The sequence below is a fragment of the Neobacillus drentensis genome (genome assembly GCF_036965645.1).
GTDB lineage: Bacteria > Bacillota > Bacilli > Bacillales > Cytobacillaceae > Neobacillus > Neobacillus drentensis_D.
This window is the reverse complement of record NZ_JBALPZ010000125.1, coordinates 29,829-50,750: the sequence shown is the minus strand read 5'-3', so window position 1 is coordinate 50,750 and position 20,922 is coordinate 29,829. Positions and strand designations below refer to the sequence as shown.

At 37.0% G+C, this 20,922-nt stretch carries 24 protein-coding genes and 1 pseudogene; 9 read left to right on the top strand and 16 right to left on the bottom strand.

From position 1 onward, the window contains the following. Nucleotides 1–235 precede the first annotated feature (235 nt). Nucleotides 236–805 carry a cysteine hydrolase family protein gene (locus V7266_RS22150; RefSeq protein ID WP_335471039.1) on the bottom strand — a complete coding sequence of 190 codons (570 nt, stop codon included), beginning with the start codon at nucleotides 803–805 and terminating at the stop codon, nucleotides 236–238. A 166-nt stretch (nucleotides 806–971) separates the two neighbouring features. Beyond that, a complete protein-coding gene (locus V7266_RS22145; protein ID WP_335471037.1) occupies nucleotides 972–1,214 on the bottom strand; it encodes a hypothetical protein in 243 nt (80 codons plus the stop codon). Between the two features lie 220 nt (nucleotides 1,215–1,434). Between V7266_RS22145 and V7266_RS22140 the strand changes: the two genes are divergently transcribed. Beyond that, nucleotides 1,435–1,959 carry a YsnF/AvaK domain-containing protein gene (locus V7266_RS22140; protein ID WP_335471036.1) on the top strand — a complete coding sequence of 175 codons (525 nt, stop codon included), beginning with the start codon at nucleotides 1,435–1,437 and terminating at the stop codon, nucleotides 1,957–1,959. A gap of 68 nt (nucleotides 1,960–2,027) precedes the next feature. After that, nucleotides 2,028–2,444, top strand: coding sequence for a YsnF/AvaK domain-containing protein (locus tag V7266_RS22135; protein ID WP_335471034.1), 417 nt, complete (start codon nucleotides 2,028–2,030; stop codon nucleotides 2,442–2,444). An 80-nt stretch (nucleotides 2,445–2,524) separates the two neighbouring features. Here the strand turns inward: V7266_RS22135 and V7266_RS22130 are convergent, their stop codons facing one another. The 7 genes from V7266_RS22130 to V7266_RS22100 form a co-directional block, all read right to left on the bottom strand. Next, the gene (locus V7266_RS22130; RefSeq protein WP_335471033.1) at nucleotides 2,525–4,300 is read right to left on the bottom strand and encodes a PhoX family protein; all 1,776 of its coding nucleotides are present in this window, start codon (nucleotides 4,298–4,300) and stop codon (nucleotides 2,525–2,527) included. Nucleotides 4,301–4,911: 611 nt separating this feature from the next. After that, on the bottom strand, nucleotides 4,912–5,088 hold the full coding sequence (locus tag V7266_RS22125) for a hypothetical protein (protein ID WP_335471029.1): 177 nt from the start codon (nucleotides 5,086–5,088) through the stop codon (nucleotides 4,912–4,914). Nucleotides 5,089–5,206: 118 nt separating this feature from the next. Continuing rightward, nucleotides 5,207–5,347, bottom strand: coding sequence for a sporulation histidine kinase inhibitor Sda (sda, locus tag V7266_RS22120; protein WP_335471027.1), 141 nt, complete (start codon nucleotides 5,345–5,347; stop codon nucleotides 5,207–5,209). Nucleotides 5,348–5,658: 311 nt separating this feature from the next. Beyond that, a complete protein-coding gene (locus tag V7266_RS22115; protein ID WP_335471024.1) occupies nucleotides 5,659–6,306 on the bottom strand; it encodes a hypothetical protein in 648 nt (215 codons plus the stop codon). A gap of 264 nt (nucleotides 6,307–6,570) precedes the next feature. After that, nucleotides 6,571–7,665 (bottom strand): GerAB/ArcD/ProY family transporter, encoded by a 1,095-nt coding sequence (locus tag V7266_RS22110; RefSeq protein ID WP_335471022.1) that lies wholly within the window; start codon nucleotides 7,663–7,665, stop codon nucleotides 6,571–6,573. A gap of 21 nt (nucleotides 7,666–7,686) precedes the next feature. Next, nucleotides 7,687–8,871, bottom strand: coding sequence for a Ger(x)C family spore germination protein (locus V7266_RS22105; protein ID WP_335471020.1), 1,185 nt, complete (start codon nucleotides 8,869–8,871; stop codon nucleotides 7,687–7,689). A gap of 10 nt (nucleotides 8,872–8,881) precedes the next feature. Next, nucleotides 8,882–10,390, bottom strand: coding sequence for a spore germination protein (locus tag V7266_RS22100; protein WP_335471018.1), 1,509 nt, complete (start codon nucleotides 10,388–10,390; stop codon nucleotides 8,882–8,884). 229 nt (nucleotides 10,391–10,619) lie between these two features. Between V7266_RS22100 and V7266_RS22095 the strand changes: the two genes are divergently transcribed. Then, entirely contained in the window at nucleotides 10,620–10,844 is a 225-nt protein-coding gene (locus V7266_RS22095) for an ABC transporter (RefSeq protein ID WP_335471016.1), read from the top strand. Nucleotides 10,845–10,985: 141 nt separating this feature from the next. Here the strand turns inward: V7266_RS22095 and glnA are convergent, their stop codons facing one another. The 6 genes from glnA to V7266_RS22065 form a co-directional block, all read right to left on the bottom strand. Beyond that, nucleotides 10,986–12,344, bottom strand: a complete 1,359-nt coding sequence (gene glnA, locus V7266_RS22090; RefSeq protein WP_335471014.1) for a type I glutamate--ammonia ligase — start codon at nucleotides 12,342–12,344, stop codon at nucleotides 10,986–10,988. Nucleotides 12,345–12,675: 331 nt separating this feature from the next. Beyond that, on the bottom strand, nucleotides 12,676–13,845 hold the full coding sequence (locus tag V7266_RS22085; protein WP_335471012.1) for a hypothetical protein: 1,170 nt from the start codon (nucleotides 13,843–13,845) through the stop codon (nucleotides 12,676–12,678). A 129-nt stretch (nucleotides 13,846–13,974) separates the two neighbouring features. Then, nucleotides 13,975–14,157 (bottom strand): hypothetical protein, encoded by a 183-nt coding sequence (locus tag V7266_RS22080; RefSeq protein ID WP_335471010.1) that lies wholly within the window; start codon nucleotides 14,155–14,157, stop codon nucleotides 13,975–13,977. Nucleotides 14,158–14,669: 512 nt separating this feature from the next. Then, a complete protein-coding gene (locus tag V7266_RS22075; RefSeq protein ID WP_335471007.1) occupies nucleotides 14,670–15,155 on the bottom strand; it encodes a DinB family protein in 486 nt (161 codons plus the stop codon). A gap of 44 nt (nucleotides 15,156–15,199) precedes the next feature. Next, the gene (locus V7266_RS22070) at nucleotides 15,200–15,721 is read right to left on the bottom strand and encodes a YfiT family bacillithiol transferase (protein ID WP_335471004.1); all 522 of its coding nucleotides are present in this window, start codon (nucleotides 15,719–15,721) and stop codon (nucleotides 15,200–15,202) included. A gap of 40 nt (nucleotides 15,722–15,761) precedes the next feature. After that, nucleotides 15,762–16,208: a hypothetical protein gene (locus tag V7266_RS22065; protein WP_335471002.1), complete on the bottom strand. Its 447-nt coding sequence runs from the start codon at nucleotides 16,206–16,208 to the stop codon at nucleotides 15,762–15,764. Nucleotides 16,209–16,378: 170 nt separating this feature from the next. Between V7266_RS22065 and V7266_RS22060 the strand changes: the two genes are divergently transcribed. The 5 genes from V7266_RS22060 (at nucleotide 16,379) to V7266_RS22040 (ending at nucleotide 19,710) form a co-directional block, all read left to right on the top strand. Then, nucleotides 16,379–17,239, top strand: a complete 861-nt coding sequence (locus V7266_RS22060; protein WP_335470999.1) for an SPFH domain-containing protein — start codon at nucleotides 16,379–16,381, stop codon at nucleotides 17,237–17,239. A gap of 14 nt (nucleotides 17,240–17,253) precedes the next feature. Then, nucleotides 17,254–17,409 carry an Arc family DNA-binding protein gene (locus V7266_RS22055; protein ID WP_144566568.1) on the top strand — a complete coding sequence of 52 codons (156 nt, stop codon included), beginning with the start codon at nucleotides 17,254–17,256 and terminating at the stop codon, nucleotides 17,407–17,409. Nucleotides 17,410–17,571: 162 nt separating this feature from the next. Beyond that, on the top strand, nucleotides 17,572–18,996 hold the full coding sequence (locus V7266_RS22050; protein WP_335470997.1) for a Na+/H+ antiporter NhaC family protein: 1,425 nt from the start codon (nucleotides 17,572–17,574) through the stop codon (nucleotides 18,994–18,996). Between the two features lie 316 nt (nucleotides 18,997–19,312). Beyond that, entirely contained in the window at nucleotides 19,313–19,507 is a 195-nt protein-coding gene (locus V7266_RS22045) for a hypothetical protein (protein WP_335470996.1), read from the top strand. Next, on the top strand, nucleotides 19,507–19,710 hold the full coding sequence (locus V7266_RS22040) for a YwbE family protein (protein WP_335470994.1): 204 nt from the start codon (nucleotides 19,507–19,509) through the stop codon (nucleotides 19,708–19,710). Before V7266_RS22045 ends, V7266_RS22040 begins: the two co-directional genes overlap by 1 nt. A gap of 32 nt (nucleotides 19,711–19,742) precedes the next feature. On the opposite strand, the gene V7266_RS22035 is transcribed toward V7266_RS22040, so the two are convergent. Beyond that, nucleotides 19,743–20,528, bottom strand: coding sequence for an arylamine N-acetyltransferase family protein (locus V7266_RS22035; RefSeq protein ID WP_335470991.1), 786 nt, complete (start codon nucleotides 20,526–20,528; stop codon nucleotides 19,743–19,745). Between the two features lie 170 nt (nucleotides 20,529–20,698). On the opposite strand from V7266_RS22035, the pseudogene V7266_RS22030 reads away from it, so the two are divergent. Further along, a pseudogene (locus V7266_RS22030) lies at nucleotides 20,699–20,922 on the top strand (DUF4405 domain-containing protein); the annotation flags it as partial.

Sequence of the window (20,922 nt, the reverse complement as noted above, 5' to 3'; positions counted from 1 at the left end):
TCTCTTCTTTTTGCCTCGACCTTGTCCGAAGGCGACCTTTGTTCGGACAGGGCTCTCATTTTTTTGCCTTCCCTTGTCCGAAGCGAGACCGGGTTCGGACAGGACTCTCTTCTTTTTGCCTCGACCTTGTCCGAAGGAGTCCCGTGTTCGAGCAAGTTTCTTATTTTTTTACCTTCCCATATCCAAATGCCACCTGCATTCAGCAGCTCATCCGTGCCACCAGAAAGTTAAATGCTTATCGCAAGGAATTAACCCATTTATCCACTGTCATCACATCTGCTTGACGTGGGAACACTTTTTCAGTAAGCACACGGTGAACTTCAGGATCACCATCGAGACAAGCATCCGAAAGAACCGTAATTGCATAGTCTTTATCCGAAGCTTCCCTTACGGTTGAAAGAACAACACCGCTTGTAGAAATCCCACTCAATATTAACGTGTCAATTCCCATCGATCGAAGGATAACTTCTAGGTTACTCCCTGCAAATGCACTAACCCGAAACTTGGTTACGACTGGTTCATTAGGTTGTGGTTGTAGCGATTCGTGAATTTGCGTTCCTGGATCTACAACCGTCATCCCACCAGATTTAGACAATACTGAAAACATTTTATTCCTTGAATTATTTTCAGGATACCCTTCACTAAAGGCAACGCGAACAAATATAACGGGAATATCGTTCTCCCGCGCTGCTTCCACCGCCTTTTGAAATGGAACAAGAATGTCTTCCTTATCTAAATATCTTGAAACAATACCATTTTGCAAATCCATAATTAATAACGCGGTTTTTTCATTTGGTTTCATCATTGGTATGATCTCCTTCTCATTCAAGTAAATATGTAAGTAGTAATAACAGACGTTTTTCTCCTGATTGGTTCTCAGATTATGTTATTTTAACATAAAAATAAACCATACACATACAGGGCGAATCTGTATATTTATGGCTTATTAAAATATCATAGTCAACGTATATTTAGGCGTATTTAATACCGGCTGTCTTAATGTTGTTTATATCTGCTGATCCGCAAGGCGTAACAGCATAGGTCATTTCGCATTTTGGACAGTTCATAACAATCGTTTGTAATGTAAAGGTTTCTCCACACTCACAGTTTATCTCATGAGCCACTGTCGGGGCAAAGTTTTCCTTACCTTTACTTTTCACATGATCAACAACAGCTTTTCCGTCTTTTAATTTCGAGGTACAATTGCAGCTCATATTATTATCCTCCAAGTAATGAATTTAATAAGATATGTTCAGAATATCACAAACTTGCCCAAAGCTCTGTGTCCAAAAATCAACACATTAATTCTAAATGAATTCACCTTTCCTACTCTAGAACTTCACACTTTTTCCAACACAATTTATAGAATAAAGATTTTTCCCTAGCACATTCTATAAGAGGCTTGACCAATATCAACTTTCAAGGGGGATTTTTATGAGCGACTTCTTAGGATTTTTCAATGATGACAAAACACAAAATACGGAAATTCAGAATAGCCAGACTGATTCAAGTATTCTAGGGGACGATACCACTTCGACTACCCAAAGTAATCAAAACGACGGCACACTTCAACTTCATAAAGAAGAGTTAGACATTACAAAAAATAATGTCGATGCTGGAGAAGTCGTGATTTCTAAAGATGTTGTTGAAGAGCAAAAAACGGTTGATGTTCCTGTCATGCATGAAGAAGTTGTTATAAAGAGAACCCCACTGAATAACGAAAGAAGCGATTCATCAGCCATCTCGCAAGAAACCATCACGATTCCTGTATCCCAGGAACAAGTGGAAGTAAACAAATATGCGGTAACGACTGAGGAAATCTCCGCTTCAAAACGTCAAGTTGAGGAAACGCAGCAAGTCCAAGAGTCGCTCAAACGCGAAGAGGCTCATGTTGATACAACTGGAAGTGTGAATATCGTTTCCGATTCGTCAAGCTTTAGCGATATAAATAACAGCTAAAAAAAGCACCTATTCATTGCCAGGCAATGAATAGGTGCCTCATCACTTTCCTATGGAGGGAAATTTAGTTGACTGAACAGCAGAATACACCAATAGACCAACAAGATGAAGTAACACTCCAATTACATAAGGAAGAAATGGAAATAAATAAAAAATGGGTTGATACAGCAGATGTTACGATTTATAAGAAAAAGTATACCGAGGAAAAGCAAATTCTAGTTCCTGTCACCCGTGAGGACCTAATTATTGAGAAAAAAGTAGCAAATCCAGAAAATCCTACGGATACAAGATTGGAAACGATTCGCATTCCTTTATCCGAAGAACAAATTGAAGTTACATTGACCCCAACTATACTGAATGATGTTGAAATAGAAAAGAATCATTATGAAGAACTTATCCAGGTTCATGAAACCCTGAAAGAAGAAAAAGTCCACATTGAAACTGTTGGAAATGTAAAACTCGATGACGAAGATTCTTTATCCTAGGTTTAACGGTCAACTTGCTTAATCAGATAAAAAAGCAGTCTCGTTTAAAAACAAGACTGCAATCCTTACTACTTATTAACTTATTCTTTATCTTCACCCATCGAAGGAAGCCCTGAAATATACCCAACATATCCTGGGTTTTGCGAGCTGTTCATGAGATAGGTATGTCCGTCAAGATTATCAACCATTTGCAAGCCGGTTGATTCCCCGCCACCTGGAACCGATAGGATTCTAGAGAGTTTTTTGGTATCAACATTATATGCCCATGTATAGTTATTTTCATGTTTATCTGAATCCTCAGCAATGAATAAGGTCCTCATATCCTGTGAAAATACGATATTGTCCGGATTTGCAATCTTATCAACGTTGGCTGTATTTCCATCCGCATCCGGTGTTGCTAAATCTTCGCCCATTAAGGTTCCTGTCATGCTTACAGGTACATAATGACTGTTGATTTTCTCTCCACCCATTGTTTTTCTATTGGGTTTGAAGGAAAGCTCATAAACTCCCCCTGCACTAATCTTTGGAAGCTGGATATCATCTGCAGGTGCAGCAGGATCAGCTAACATTGTTTTTTCCTGGTAAGAGATAGCAACATATGCTTTATTATCTTTTTCGTTAAAATCAAGACCTTCCATCTTATTAAATTCAACCGTTGCGCCAAGATAAGCCGCATAGCGATGAGTTTCTAAAAACGCAGCAGCGGTTTCCATTCCTGGTTTCACTTTCACCCATTCTACTTTCCCGCCATTCGCTGCTGTTTTGATCGCTTTATAGCCTTCCGCTTTTCCTTTTACAGCATCATCTGTTGCATCAAAGATATCACTGAATTTGGTTGTATCAGCGAGCTTCTGTATTTCTTTATCAGTCGCATGGCCAAGCTTGATCCATTCAAGATCAGCCGAACCGCCATTTTCCGTGCCGGTTTGGACCCATTTAGCGGCATAAAGTGTACCTGCTGATAAATCTTTTTCTTTGTCAGCCACATACATAAACAGCCCGCCAGGATTGCTGTCGATTCCATAAATAACTGTTCGATTATCAGGCATGACCTTCACTCGTTCGAAGGCCATTCTGCCCATACTGTAATGTTTGACCACCTTTGTAGCACCCTTAGCGTCCACAGTTACTTCTGGTACGTGCCCATAGTAGTAGGGATTGCCTGTTATAGTTGGATCATTATAATAGTTTTTCATGAAATTTGTGACGGCAGAAGCTGAAGGATTTTTTTCATGTGCTCTAGCATCCGGGTCTGTTTCTTCTGAGCCAAGATGGGTATTCCATGGAGTCAATAAACCAGCACACGGTTTCCAAATCCCATGAACGGCAGAAAAATCAATTGGTTTGACATCAACAACGGTCAATTCACCTGTAGCTGGGTCCATCTTTACGGTGCTAAGACTCATTGTTCCTGGATTTTCTAGTCCATTTTCGTTTTTGGGCATGGATTCATAGTGGCTGATCAGATAATATGTATTTTCAGGTAATCCCGGAACCTTCATCAAACTATTCATATCAGGAGCTGTCGATACGTATGGAGTTCCATTTGATTTGGTCATCACTTGTCCATTTGCATTCATGGTCACTCCAGCGATTTTTCCGTTAATCACATCTCCAGGTTTGAACAAGGTTTCATAGCTGAGAGGAACGGTCTTCTTTGTTCCGTCGTTGTAGGTCACCTCCACAGATGCCTTTGAATACATTAACTCAGCTTTTTCTTGCTGGGTCTTGGGTGCATCCATTCCGAGGAATTCCACTGATTTAATTTTGCCAGGTTCTTTAGGAGCTGCCATAACGGCATTAAATGATGATAGTGTGAACGTTGCTGCGAGAACTGGTACTAATACTTTTTTCAATTCTACTCACTCCAATTATTGGTTTGGTTACTCTTTAAACAATAAAGGTATATCATTAAGCCGATATAAATGGAGTGTAAGAGTTATGTAAATTTTTAGAATTGTTTTATTAATTAACTCTATTGCCCTTTCCTTTCAATTATATGGATAGAATCTTAATGATTTTCAAATAATAATAAAAAACTAGGGTGAGCATTATGAAACAGCTATTTATTTACATTATCTTGTTTATACTCGTCATTACATTAGTCTCCTTACTGGACAAACTTCAAGGCTTTGGTTTTTCAGAAGTTATTCAAGGCTTTATAAAAATTAAACAAAAGTTAACAGGTGAAGAGCTGTTCCTCATTACTCTGTTTTTCTTGCCTCTTTTCCTCTCAGTGTCCAACCAACTCTTCAAAAGGAAGAAATCTTTATAACTCTATTTTCAATGTTATCTATTGTTTTAATTGTGAATCATATATACTAATAATAGTTCCGTATATCCTGATTGCATGTTGGGAAAGCTCTACTCCAATTATCTCCATTTTAGAAATTATATCCGGGAAAACGTAAAGAACCCATCCAAATATAAATGGATGGGGTTTTTAATATCTTAAATTGTTTCATTTCTATTCTTGCTCTGGCAAACTGTCATCTTTTGTTAATGATTCTATAACCTGAACAAGTTCTTCTATAATATCGTTTAAACTCATATGACTTGTATCTTTTCTTAAAATGCTAGAAGTTTTATAGAGTAAAGATTTTTCCTTTTCACTCATTAATATAGTTCGTTCTTGTTCCATCATAAAAATCACTCCATTTTTAATAGAATGGTGAATTTTAATTCTAGGCGGGAATACCTAACTTAATCTTGGAAAGATCTCTGAATAAAGAATCTGAATTAATATACTGATTTATAATTTTTCAATAATCATTTATGGGTGATTCATTACTAGATCGTGAGTTTAACTCATTAGCCAGTAGCATAATAAACTCTTTGCAAAGGTTTAACTTAATAGCAGAATCAAAAGCTTCAAGCAAATCTTCAGTACTAAGGTTTTGCATACTTGTCTCACTCCACTTTACTCAAATACCTTCTTTCAAGTAAGAATATGAAGAGGGAATACACTGTTATAAAATATCATCATCCATTGCAGCTTTCTGTCTACTTCTCCAAACATAGAAGTAACTTCAATCTTAGTTATTTCAAAAGGCTTTTTTAAGGATTGGATAGATAGAATTAGGACAGGTCTAATTAAGGAATAAAAAAAGCAGCGAGCCGTAAAGGTAAAGCTGCTTTTTTGTGCGATATTGGATATTTATTAACAAAGAAGGGCTCATCCGATTAAGAATGTGTTTTCCGTTAGATATGTTTACTATTTATTCGGAGCAACAAGAATTCGAATGCTATCTTCTAATCGTTGAGCAAAATTTTGATGAATTTTTCTAGTTTGTTTTAAATAGTTGTCTGTCATAACTTCCCAAGCGTTCCATGCTTCATTTGTATATTCAATAAATGACTCACTATTTTCTTCAACAAGCTTCTCTGATTTTTCCATTAAATCAAAGGCTGTGTTAATTGGTAGTAAATAAAGCTCTTCTAATTTATTTGCTGCTTCACTTACTTGACCTTTTAGCGATTCAGTTACTTCATTTGTTTTAATCATTGAGTTTCCGAATAGGCCATTCCGGAAATCTTTATTCACTTTTGTCGCTTCCTCAAAAAGTCCCTGTAAAGTTTTGCGGTATCCTCCATTGAACCTTGTTGTTTCTTTTATAGCTTTTAAATAAAGTTCTTGGCGTTGTGCCCTATATTCCCTATTACGAGATACTGCACCTTCAATTTGATCCCAGAATGTTTCAATAAATGACTCTGTAACATAGATTGTTTCTTCTTGCTGCTCTACTACTTGTTGCTCTACTTTTTGCTGCACTGCTTCTTGAATCTTAACTTTTGGAACCTCTACTTTTTTAACTTCCTTATGTTGAACTTCTTCTTGTGGTTCAATTACCTTTTGTGCCATCTTCATTCCTCCTCATTTCCTTTGTTAAATTTCTCTATTTTCCCCTCCTAAAACACGGAGGTATGTAGAGTTCAATAATCTTGGTTATAACTATAATAACGAATTACTATATATGTATTTTACATATATGAGTTAAGATTAGTCAATTAACATATACAAAATAATGAGTAAATTTTTAAAATTTTTTAAAATTGGCGGCTTTGAATGATTTCTAAAAACCACCATGCTTTAATTGACAAGATTTAACTAACTTTTTGTTAATACTCAAANNGTTAGCTTTTGTTTAATCAACGCAATCGTTAAAACTAGTATAGGTATGAAAATTTGAAAGGGTAGATGTAAGTAATAAGGAACAATATGGAGTCCCTCATTTATATGCTCGATGTAATTAGGGGCAATAATAATAGAGCTTAGCAAAAGGATGACCCCCAATGGGTAAATTAATTTTTGAGGATGTTTGATCTTAAAAAGATCAGCAGTTCCAATAATCGCACAGAGGAAAAATACCGTTATTTTTACAAAACCTAATAACACCATAGAAATGATGACTACCGTATCTAACCGCTGGATAAAATCAGCTATGTTGATATAACCCACTGCTGTGAGAATAGGAAATGCGGAACGCGAGGTAATATCTGCACCTGCTATTAATATGTTTAAGAGGGTAAACAGTAACAAAACACCCCCGCTGATGATAACACCGATAATCCCTATTTTCCTTGCCTTATCTTGTTTATCTAAGAAAGGCAATAACATCGTAAAGGTGACCATTTCACCGAATGGGAATGTTAAAGTAGTTGGAAAAAATGACTTAAAAATAGGATGCCAACCGTTTTCTAATATTGGCTGGAGATGATTAAATCTTATAATTCCACTGGCAACTTCAAAAATGACTAAAAGAATCAGGATGAACAAGATGATGAAAAGGCATAGTTCCGAGATACGGAAAAATACTTCAATTCCTTTATAAGCAGCATACATCACACATATCACCATAATAATCCCGATGGTTAGAAGCGAACTAGAACGGTAGGCAGTCATGACTAAAAGTTCTTCAAAATCTCGCAATACTCTCGAAGCAATGTACATAAAGTAGCCAACATATAAAAATGCAAACAAAGTCCCTGCATAACGGCCTAAGATTTTTGGAATGTAAGTAGTCAATGGCATGGATGGAAAAAGATCATTTAACTTTGAAAAAACTATATATAATACGCAGCCGGAGACTATTCCCAAAAGAATAGCAATCCATGCATCCTGCTTTGCTTCTCCAGCCATCCCTAGCAATATCGCACTTCCTAATTCAAATAAAAAAATAACACTAAACAACTGAAATCCATTGATTTTTGCTTGTTGCATGACGGTATTTCCACTCCTAGATTAAAAAGGATAAGGCTTAATTCGCATTCCTGTTTCTTCAATCGATACATTCACTTTGACGTTTACTTTTGCCTGAGAAAATAATTGGTCCCATTGGCGCTTTGATTCTTTCCATTTTTTAGGTTGGGTAGCATGCAGGATCTCGCCGAACCCGAATACATCACTTTTTAACTTTTGTGCAGCCAAAATTCCATCCATTATTTCCTTTTTCAATTCTCTTTCTGCTTTTTCCTCATATTCCCTAATAACTTTACGTTTGCTTATATCCTTGTTGCATAATAATTCAACAATATATCCATAGGCCTTCGTATTAACCGTAATTACAGCTTGGTTGTTTTGAATATTTACTTTCGTATCATTTTTCAATTGATTAATGGTGATATTGTTATACCGTTTCTCATCACAATGAAATCTTAAGTTCGTATTTTGCAATTTATTATCAATAATTTGCAAGGACTTTGTCTTTTTTCCATCCATCCAGCCAACCAATTTTCCTTCTCTAAAAAGTGACACACCATTAAGTTTTGTAAATGTCTTTTCCATTGTTTCCAAATTTTCCTTGCGAACACCAACTTTTTTGCTGCCTATTACACTTACTCCACTAATCGCAGGTTCTGAACCTTCGCTCGTTAAATCCTCGATTACTTCATAAATTTTAGTCTGACTATGTTCTCCTAACGTCTCTGAAGCATTTTTTACTTTTCCACTAAGTGCTTGAACAGGGATTTTATCAATGGTCGAAAGCATATCCATTGTAGTTTTTACCCCCGTACCACGTGCAATTAAAACTGGTACATTAACCCGGACCCCAGCATCCCGCTCAAATATATCAAAAATAAAGTTCAAGCTTTCCTTTTTAGCCAATCGTTCACCAATGATTACTAACTGAATGTGTGAATAAATATTCTCGCGTGAAAAAAGATTAGCCGAATTACCGGCTGCTTCATTCAGTGTTTTACCGGTTGCTATATAGTTGATAGCTGGAGTAGATCCAGAACCAGTCCCTTTCGAAGCATTTTCACTTGGTTTAACCACTTGATAAGTAACTTCATACAGGTTTTTATCAGGGATATAGTCGATCCCTACTCCAAGGACAATCGCCAACTCATTTAATTCTTTGTAGTTTGAGCAGCCGGAGAAAATCACTACTAAACATATAAAAAGAAGTAATATTTTAGCTCTCATTACTTATACCTCATTCTAATGTTTTCCTGCCTTTTGCTTTAGAAGGTCGATTAACTATTTTTTCAATTGAGAAGCGAAAAAGTACGTCTTTTTGTTCCTTAAGATTAAATGGTGCAACAGGATAAAGATAGGGTACTCCGAAAGAGCTCAGCCCGCACATATGCATACCGATGATTAATGAAGCAGCTAGTACACCATATAACCCTGCATACGACGCAACAACCAATAATAGAAACCTAAGGATCCGTGCGGTGATCCCAAGATTGTAGTTTGGCAGTGCAAAACTAGCAATCGCTGTAACCGAAACAATGATCACCATGGCGGCTGATACAAAACCTGCATCTACCGCTGCTTGTCCCAAAATTAACGCTCCGACGATGGAGAGAGCGGAACCTACAGCTCTTGGCATTCGAATCCCAGCTTCTCTTAAGACTTCAAAAGTAATCTCCATGATGAACGCTTCTATTATGGCAGGAAAAGGAATGGCCTCCCTTTGGGCAGCAATACTGACGAGTAATATTGTTGGGACAAGTGCCTGATGATGCGTAATCATGGCAATATACATGGCTGGTGCATATAAGGCTAATAAGAAAGCCCCTAATCGTAACAGCCTTAAAAAGCTGCCGATATATTGACTCTGATAATAATCCTCGGGGGATTGAAAGAGTTGTGTAAAGGTAACAGGGACAATCAATACGTATGGGGTACCTCCGATAAAAATGGCCACCCGTCCTTCCAACAAATTTCCTGCTACAACATCTGGGCGCTCTGTATTTTGAACAGTCGGAAAAGGGGAATGCTTATCATCTCTGATAAAGTTTTCTACATAGGAAGATTCCAAAATGCCGTCAATTTTAATATTCTGAATTCGCTGCTTAACTTCCTTAACAATAGCGTCATTTGCAATGTCTTTGATGTACATAATTTCAACTGATGTTTGTGTTACTTCTCCAATAATCATAGAGTCCAGACGTAGATTCGGACTTTGGATCCGTCCCCGCACTAGGGCTGTATTGGTTCGAACGTTCTCCGTAAAACTGTCTTTTGGACCACGGATGACGGTTTGTGTAGTTGGTTCTGCGATACTTCGAGATTCGATTTCTTTGGTATCAAGTACTAAGGCTGTGGAGTCCCCATCTATTAATATGACTGTGCTGCCAGTTACAATGGCAGCAAGTACATCTTTAAGAGTAGTTTTTTCCTTTATATTTGAGATAGCAATCGTTTGTTCTAGCTCATCCTTTAATGACACAGCATCCAGGGTCGATTTATAGGTTAGAAGAGGTTCTAAAATATGTTCTTGAATGATTTTTGTACTGGATATTCCGTCTATATGTACCACTGCAAAGGCATATTTATTCTCGTTATGCTTAATAAAGCGATCGATCAAATCTGCGCTGCTTCCCAGTTTTTCTTTGACTTGTTCGACATTTTTTTTAGCAGACTTTTCTAAAAGAGTGTTGGAGGATCCTGCTTCCCCCTTGCTTTTAACTTGTTTCAGTCGAGAATTTTTCCACATAGGTCATGTATCACCTCTTACCGTATTTTTTTAGATTTTCCAAATATCTCATTCTTATGTAAAAATAACCGGACGGAAAAATTCACCATTCATAAGAATGATGGTGGATCCATTTTCTGAAGACCCCGTTTTTGTTAGGTCTTTTGCCTTTTTTCTATTTTAATAAAACAAATTCTCAGGTAAACGCATACACTGTTGGTGAACAACCGATGACAGGAGGTGAGAATAAATGAGTTCTAACCATTTTTGCTGGGGAGGTTTTCTTGGATTTTTAACAGGATTATTTTGGGTACTAGCTGTAGCTTTACACTGGGTAACTTTAGTACTTGGAGTAATCGGGCTAACCGGTTTCCTTGTTACCGTTATCAACTTCCTAATTGCTTTAATTGGCATCCTAGCTTTCCTTATCTTCGGATTATGTGTTTTCAAAAAAGCATGGCATCACTGTAAGTGAATAAGCCAAGGTTAATTATAGGTATTCATTCAAGCATGTAACTTACAAAGACGGTCTCATATTTAGGGCTCTCTTTATCAGGACAAATAAAAAAAGCGGGTAACAAGAGACGTAATGCCCCTTGGCCCGCTTTTCATTATATTAGAATTTAGAATGATAGTTTTCGATTTCCCATGTATGAACCGCTGTACGATAGCTATCCCATTCTGCTTTTTTCATTGATACATACTCATTGTAAACATGCTCACCAAGAGTATTCAAAGCAATTTCTCCTGCTTCTAATTCTTTAACAGCTTCAGCTAAGCTGCCTGGTAAGTTATCGATTCCTCTGAATGCTCTTTGTTCTTCACTCATGTGGAAGATATCATCGTTAATTGGTGCTGGTGCTTCAAGACCTTTTTCAATTCCATCTAAACCTGCAGATGCAATCACTGCAAATGTTAAGTAAGGGTTAGAAGATGGATCTGGACAACGTAATTCTACGCGTGTTGCAAGACCTCGTTTTGCAGGAATACGAATTAACGCTGAACGGTTTGATGCAGACCATGCGATATAACAAGGTGCTTCGTAACCAGGTACTAAACGCTTATAAGAGTTTACTAACGGGTTTGTTACCGCTGCAATGCCCTTTACGTTTTCTAATACACCCGCAATAAATTGGTACGCCTTTTCTGATAATTGCATCTCATCAGATGGATCAAAGAACGCATTTTCGCTTCCTTCGAAGAATGACATATTTACGTGCATACCAGAACCATTGATTCCAAATACTGGCTTCGGCATAAAGGTAGCATGCATGCCAAATTTCTTCGCTACTGTTTTTACAACCCATTTATAAGTAGTTGCAAGGTCGGCTGCTGTTAATACATCCGCATATTTAAAGTTAATTTCATGTTGTCCTTCAGCTACTTCGTGGTGAGAAGCTTCAATTGTAAAGCCCATTGCTTTTAACGCACGGTAGATTTCTAAACGAACGCGCTCGCCAAGATCGTGTGGAGATGGTTCAAAATAACCCGCTTTATCCGTTAACTCTGTAGTTGCGTATCCATTGTCATCGTTTTTAAATAAGAAAAACTCTAACTCAGGACCTACTGAAATGGTATAACCTTGATCAGCAGCACGCTCTACAGTTTTTTTCAATACGTTTCTAGTATCTCCTTCAAAAGGAGTTCCGTCTGGGTTTGCTGCTGAGCATAGGAAACGAGCTTCAGAATATCCCTCTTCTACTGTCCAAGGTAGAACCGCAAATGTATTCAAATCTGGTTGAAGATAAAGGTCAGATTTATTGATAGGAGAAAAACCTTTGATAGAAGATCCATCAAACATCATTTTTCCTTCAACAACATCTTCTAATTGCGCACTTGTAACAGTGACGTGTTTTAAAATCCCTTCAATATCGACAAATTGCAAGTGTAATAGTTCAACACTTTTTTCTTTGATAATTTCTTTGATTTGTTCTAGAGTTGCATCTGCAGTTGTGTTTGAAATTAGTGTAGCCACGTCACATTACCTCTCATTTTCATGTTATATTTTGTTACATCAATTAATAATTAGATTATATTTTAAAACTACTAGTTTGACAATCCTTTTTTGCATATTTTTTTGAATATTTATGAGATTTATATAGAAAGCGTTTTCAACAATAATCAGGAATATAAAGGTAAATCCCTACCAAGAGTTTGATTCTATTAAATAAATATGCAAAAACATGCAACTTAAATTTGTCCCTTTAAATAGATAGTATTAATAGAAAATGACCTATTCCAAGTTGAATAGGTCATTTTTGTTATTTAAAAAACAGAAAAGCCCGGCCGAATGATTGTGCTAATCATTATACCTTCATTTTCCCTAAATCAATGATTCTTTTTAGGTAATCATATTCTTTTTGCTCTAGAATGTCGATCTCATTGTTAGTTGCAAGGAGAATCTGATCCCGGCATTTCGCTATTCTTTGGATCATGGGATGAATCGTGAGACTTGATAAATTCACAAAGTCATATAAGTCGTTTAGACATACGGGTAATTTATAGCCTTTATTACTGCTTGCAATCAATAATCCGCTGTCTCGCAGCTTAGAAACGATGTTAGAGCGAAAATTATGCGGATTTAATTTTACATCCCTAATGGCATTCAGATTATCTAAGATTTCTTCGGTATATACATACTCGTCCGGATTTTCTTTTAAATTAAATAAAAGAAACTTTAGGAAATCTAAGCGAAGCCGCTCATCTTCATCTTCACTTTTTCGATGCTTTTCAATATATTTATAGGTTAAATTCACCGCTTGCTTAATAATAATTTCATCATCTCTAGAGTGATGATGCTCTGGTTGATAGTCAAAAAGAAAATTTTTATAATCCTGGGGCAAAAGGTTTACGGCAGCAATCTTGCTTTTAAAGATTTTAGAAAAAGTACGATATTGATCCGTATAGATTGTTCTTTCATATCCTGTTGCAAGAATCCTGGTGATAAGGTTCGCTAACTGAAGAAGGATGTCTGAACGAGTTTGGTTGAATCCAAAGGTGGAATAATTAAATAGATCCGGTATGCTTTTTGTTTTAATATATTGGTTAAATGACCTAATAAATAGTTTAGATTCTTGTTCAACTGCCGCAAAGTCAAGCTGATCGAACGTTCGATTTAAGTCATCATAGATTTGTCTGTTTAAGTACTTTAGGAATGGTACTTTATATAAAATCCCATGGTCTTCTCTTATTTTTCTTTTATCAATGACATAAGCATAAATACTAAATGGTAAGTCCTTTAGGTCATTTATCAGCTGCAAGGTTTGGCTTGGATTATGGTCAATAATGTTTGGATCCATTGCTCCGGATTGAAAGTACTTTTGGCTAATCTGCTCAAGTTCTCTTTCTAAAGTCTCTTTATTTGATTCCTTTAGGAGAATAGACGCAATAATAAAGTGGTTTGATCCTTTCCCCTTTTCAAAATCAAACCAATAATCACCCAATTCATCTATAAAAGCATATTGGATTTCCTCCATTTTCCCACCACCCTGAAATAATATTTTGTCGTTATATACAAGTTCAACAAAATTTCATTAAAAACCTCCTAAAAGATGCTTTTTCAAAAAAATAAGGGCACTAATAATTAGTGCCCTCACTACAAAGATTCACTTATTTTTGTTTTCACCAACCACCGTATTTCCGATTTTTGGTTCGTTTTTAGAGTTGGTTTCATTAGGAACCCAATCAAAACTTGGTTCGGTTGTCCCCGTTGACATTAATGGCTGGATGACTCCATCTGCCTTGGATGCATTTTTGGTGTTTTTGGAGTTAGAGTTGTCTTGTACCAAACTTTTTTCCTCCTTTTAGTTTCCAAATTTATTGGCTAAAATCTCCTTCTTATTATGTAACTCCATCAACCATTTATTCTAAGGAGAAATTCCATATAGGAGTTCTGGTAGTCAGGAACTCTTAAACTGACACTCGTCCATTACATTTCGGGCTTTATAAAAAGGCCAAATGATGTCCTAAATTACACGATGTGCATATATGGACCAAATGAAAAAGCAGGTGAAAATTATGTATCAAGGAGGTCAACCCCATTCTTCTTTCGTACCTTGGGAACAGTGGCATCATCAACATCCACACGGTACTTGGCAGCAATGGCATCAAATGTATCCACAAAAATAGTGATAAATTGTATGTACTAGCTAAAAAGTACCTTACCAATCATTAATTGAATTGACAAAGTTAGCAATCATTACAATGATTTAAACAAAACTGCTTATTTAAAAGCAAGTTTTGTTTCGGTTGGAAAACGTTTCACAAACTTTGCAAAGTTATTAAATCCATCAAAAAATAATTAAATTAATTCTTCCTTCAATTCTTCAATTTGTGCAAGATGTCTTTTTTCATGCAATCCAATAAGGGGAATCCACTGTTTTAAGCTTAATTCACCAAATACAGGATGCGGATATGCCCTTTGCGTTAATAATGATGGATCCGCAGTGTCCACCACTTTCGTTAACGCTTCCCGAGATTGAGAGAGCTTTTTCTTCATTTCAACTAAAGTGATAAATTTGTTTTCCGGTTCCACAGTAGAAGGTGCTTTAATCTTAGTTGACTGATTAACGGCTAAATGGATTGGTTTCTCGCTTATACTTTTAGTTTGTCCATTTGCCAGCTGATCTGATATAGCAAATGTAACGGCTCCCTCTATTAAATACAGGTGATGTAGCACCTGCATAATTGACCAGCGTCCTTCCTGTACCTGTGTGTTTAACTGTTCATTGGATAAACCACTCACAGACCGCAAAACTTCCTCACGAATCAGGTTAATTTCCTCCATATACTTTACTCCCCCTTTTTAATTTCAAATTGAAATATAGAGTCTTACCAGTCCTTTCGACTAGTTAAGGATGTAATATGTGCAAGATGGTGGCGGCCATGCCATGCATACATGCCGATATTTCTGCCTACAGAAACTTCGCCTGATTCTGGATGAATAAATGTTTTTTTGATATCAGTAAGACCTAAATGAAGCAAAAGGCTGACCAATCGTTTATGTAATGCTTCAAGAAGTTCCAAAGAGATATCAATGGATAATTTGCTATCTGGGAGCTCTGCCCACTTTCCTTCCTCATAAGGCTTAATGACAGGATTGTCTTCAGTAAGAGCTAATTTAAAACGTATATAAGCATTCATATGACTATCTGCGAGGTGATGGACCACTTGTTGAATTGTCCAGCCGCCAGCTCGATATGGAGTATCTAACTGCTCTTTGTTTAAGCCTTTTACAGCCTCTTTTAAAAGCCCTGGTAACTCTTCAATCTGCTTTATCCAACCACTTGTTACTTCGTTCGTAATTTCACCATTAAAATCAAATTTCCCAATCGGATACCTTTCGTCCAACACGATCCCTCCTAAAAACAATTTATCTATTAATAAACCAGCGTTAACTTAGATTACTTCCCCACAAAGTATTTAAAAACACCATATATAATGTGAATAGTCCAGTTAATATAGTAAAGATGATTGGGATCGCCTTAAAGGTTTTACTTTTTCTCATCGTCACTATAAAAACAATAAAAGAAAGAATCGCTACAACATAATAAAGATAGAACATTAGAAAATGTGTTATAGGCCCCAAAAATAAACCAAGAACCGAAAATTGAAGTAAGAAAGCAAGAATTGAAATAGCAATCCACTTTAGCCCACTTCTGATGGATACGATATTTTTAATGGAAATGAATATAGAAATGAGTACTAATCCAGCAAGCAGCCATTCATATAAGAAAAACAAAGATTCATGTGAGACGGCAAAATAATAACCAAGAACCGATAATGGAATGATTGTAAGCAATAAATAAACATTTAGTTTTAGATAAAAGGTTTCTTTCATAGCCCCCTCCTTCTTTTCTAATTTATTTTAACAAATTATACCATTATTGAATACATCCCCTATGTATCAAATTTTTATTATGGCAATGATTTACTTTTTAGATCAAATGAACTATGATATTAATGTGATATCATTTTTATATCACTTTACCTTTTGGGAGGGGTTCTATAATGAGGGAAAAATCAATTTTTAAAATCAATGGTTTTGCCGCAATGATTATTGCACTTGCCTGTATTGGTTTTGGTATTTATTTAATTGTAACTGGTGCAACAATCCCTGAAAAAGTAGCCGGAGTCATTGTATTAGTTTTAGGTTTAGTTATTGCAACAAGTTTAACGATTGTTCAACCAAACGAAGCTAAAGTCTTAACGTTCTTTGGTACCTATCTTGGTGTCATACGGGACCAAGGTTTATGGGCGACTATTCCTTTCACATTCAAACGGAGTGTTTCACTGCGTGTGACAAATTTTAACAGCGAGAAATTAAAAGTAAATGATTTAGAAGGTAATCCGATTGAAATTGCTGCTGTTGTCGTTTATAAAGTTAGAGATGCAGCCAAAGCATTATATGATGTAGAAAACTATGAAAAGTTCATCCAGATTCAAAGTGAAACCGGTATTCGTCATATTGCCAGCACGTATGCCTATGATTCGTTCGAAAATAACGGAAATACATTAACTCTCCGTCAAAACAGCGATGAAGTGGCTGATGTACTTGTACATGACCTTCAAAAAAGACTGGATGTTGCAGGGGTAGATGTAATCGAGGCACGGATTATGCATCTTGCTTACTCTTCCGAAATCGCTTCTGCAATGCTGCAGCGCCAGCAGGCACAAGCTGTTTTGTCCGCTCGTAAGGTAATTGTTGACGGTGCGGTCGGACTTGTAAAAGCGGCCATTGACCAGCTAACTGAACAAGAAATTGTCGAGCTTGATGAAGAGAAAAAAGCGCAGATGGTCAATAATTTGATGGTCGCGATTGTTTCAGAGAAAGGGACGCAGCCAATCATTAACACCGGAAGCATTTATTAAGGGTTGTGTAGGAAATGAGTAAAAGAAAAGCGTTTCCGCTTCGAATGGATCCGAAATTGTACGAGGTATTGGAAAAATGGGCAGAAGATGAGCTGCGAAGTGTAAACGCCCAAATTGAAGTTATTTTAAAAGAGGCTGCCAAGAAAGCGGGAAGATTGAAAAAGGACTAAATTTTAAATGCAAAATATAGCCTGTATCCTTTGTGATACGGGCTTTTCTATGTGGCCTTTCCTCTTTAGATACAGCAATTAATTCCGCCATTCAACATAATGCTCACGGCCTTGGCAATAATAAGCAAATAGTTTAAAGATTAATTGCCGGAGGAAGAAACTTTGGAGCATACTTGGCTTTCTCTGTTACCTTTTATCATTGTCATTTCCATGTCCATATGGCTGAAAAACATCCTGCCAGGTCTTGTTGTTGGTTTGCTGGCCGGGGCTTTCATTGTTCAAACTAATTTATTAGCTGGAGCCTATCAAACCGTGTCCTATATCGTCACCACCCTGTCCAATGGGAACAACATCAAAATTATTGGGTTTCTTTATTTATTTGGCGGGCTTGTCGGCATGATGAATATTTCAGGAGGCATTAAAGGTTTTTCGGAATGGATTGGAGCGAAGATTAAGACTGAACGCGGACTGTTGGGACTGATCTGGCTTACCCTCCCTTTCACGTTTATGATGCCGATGTTTCGTATCATGATGATTGGTCCAGTTGTTAAGTCACTAATTAAAAAAATAAACGTACCTAAGGCGCGAGTGGGCTTAATGATGGATATTTCCACGGAGTCGGTTATTGTTCTTTTGCCGGTTGCGACCGCGTTTGTAGGGTTCATGGTGTCTTTGGTCGAAGGAAGTATTCGAAAGCTTCAATTAGACATATCTTCCTATCATGTATTTTTACAAAGTATCTTATTTGACTTTTTTGCTATTGTCATGTTGTTAATTGGAATCCTTCTTACCTTTTGGAATCCTTCTAAGAAAAAATCATCCCGATCACGGGTTCATGAACTATTAGATGCGGAGGGAAATGAATTTCACCGGGCGGGAATTCAAAAAGAATTGTCCTTGGTAAAAGCACAGCCCTGGCATTTAATTTTCCCAGTCTTTTTACTCTTGGGATTATCATTATTCCTATTGTGGAAAGATGGATCTGACAAAGGGGCTAAAACGGTATTCGAAGCTTTTTCTATGGCAGATGCGACATTCGTGATGCTATTGGCTGTTTTTATTACCCTTGTTCTGTCCTTTGTGTTTTATATCATCAGGCGCCAACCATTGCATGAAATCTTATACCATTTTTATGATGGCGGGAACCAAATGATGGAGGCCATTAGTTTGCTCGTTCTCATTTGGTCATTGACCTTATCAGCTGAGGATCTTGGTTTTTCAAAATTTATCAGCTCAACATTAGGGTCCTTTCTGCCTGCCTTTTTGACACCGGTAACCATTTTTGTACTCGGTTCTTTGATTGGTTACTTTATCGGTTCCTCCTGGGGAACCTGGGGATTGTTTATGCCCTTAGGTATGTCACTTGCGGTTTCGACCGGGGCATCAATTCCGTTAACCGTCGGGGCCGTGTTTGCTAGCGGTGCTTTTGGTGCATTAACTTCCCCGCTCGGTGATACAACCATTACAACGGCCTCTATTCTTGATATGCCGCTGGTAGAGTATGCTCGTTTTAAATTGAAAATTTCAGTGATTGGGGCTGCGATTGCGATTGGTTTGTATTTAGTTAGTGCTTTGTTTTTTATTTAACCAGTTTTCGAGTCATGACGGTCAATGAGATACTTTTTTCATTGACCGCTGTCATTTTGGTTGTATTTTAAGTCAATGTGACTTAGTTCATCAACCTGCCATTAAAATAGTATTATAGTAATTCCAAAGATACAGTCGAATTAAAAATTTAAAATATATCCCCATACCTCTACCACTATTTTTTAAAGAGAGGCAATAGAATTCTCATCCGCCCTCAGATGAAATAACATATAATTTTCCTATAGCTGTCCTTCCACATTCATTGAAAATAGATTATACTGTACTAACAATACCTATTTGAATAAGGAGATTTTCCATGACTGAAAATAATCAAACCGAAGAATCTAAAAAGAAGGTTAGTCTTCAAGAACTAATGAAGCAGCAGTTAGCAAACAAAAAGAATCAAGCTTCTTCAGGCAAAGGAACTGCAAATGGCAGCCTAGCAACACAGAAAATGAAAAGCCAGCAAACAAAGAAGCCAAGCAATACCCGCAGAAAAATGGGTGTCTAATGAACGGACAAAATCGGAAAGATCTGCAGCCGGGGATGACGGTTGATATTGTTTTAAAAGCAGACCAAAGAACAGGGAAGTTAACTAGAGGAATTGTCAAGGATCTTCTCACTAAATCGGCCACCCATCCTCATGGTATTAAGGTCCGCCTGACAGATGGACAGGTAGGCCGTGTGCAGGTCATACACCACTCAGAAAAATAATCAAGCAACGCTCCTTGGCGTTGCTTTTTCATTTAGTCTTGATTTAGACCAAAATGTTGTTTGGCCAATTCCTTAAATCTTTCAGTCTCAATCGTTTCCTTTGATACATCCCCATCCTTCCACTCTGTCCATGTAGAATTCGTTAAAGTTATATTTCCATTACTAGTAAGACGAGTAAGTAACGGCCCTTTATTAAAAGGCGACTCCGGATGTTCGGCAATAATTGTTTGAATCTCATTAAATTCGGTTACATCGTCAATAGGCTTCCTTGTGTCAAAAGCAAAGCCCATTTTCCACTCGGTGTCTTTATGTTTTAACTTCATCTCCACCACATAATCCCCATAATTCGTATCCAGTTTACGAACTCTAAAATCCCCATTAGATGAAGTGACAGTCTCACCTGTTAAAGGAACGGGTTTCAACGGTAAATTCCCGCCAAAGCCAGTATCCACTACGTAGGTCTTACCCTCATGATTTACTAAAATCGTAACATGTGTTCTGCCAAGATCCTGATAATCTTGTTTAACAGGATTGTAAACAACACCACGAGCAAAAACGGCGTCAAACCCATTTTCAATTAAGAAGAAAAAGAATAACGAATTCAATTCATAGCAGATCCCCCCTTCCCTCCTAATCAAGATTTTGTCGACTAAGTTAGCCTTTGAAATCTCGCCTGTCTTGCGATTAATGATACCTATATTTTCAAACGGAATGGTTTGCGCTGTTTTTTCCAGGACATGATCTAATGAATCAAACGTTATATTTTGCCCTTGTGACAAGCCAATTCTCTCATAAAACAATTTACTTAACTCACTCATTGTTTTTCCTCCTTATCTCAAACATCATTCTACCAAAAGATTTGTATTTCCACTGACCACATTCTAAAAAAAATCCTAAACACATATTTTTCACATATTTACTCGATAATTCCACGGTAATTCTTCTTTATACTCATCCATAGACAGAAACAACATTGGAGGAATTAAAAATGAAGAAAAATAAATTTAGATTTTGGCTGGATCTCGCCATGACAGTGGTATTATGCTTACTATATAGTCCTGAATCCACAAGCTTACCGTTTCATGAAATCGCAGGACTTGTCCTAGGCGGCGCCTTAATCCTGCATGTCTTTTTGAATAAGAACTGGGTGGTTAACATCACTAAAAAGATTTTTTCAAAAGACCTGAAAAAGAAAACTAGGTTCTCTTATTT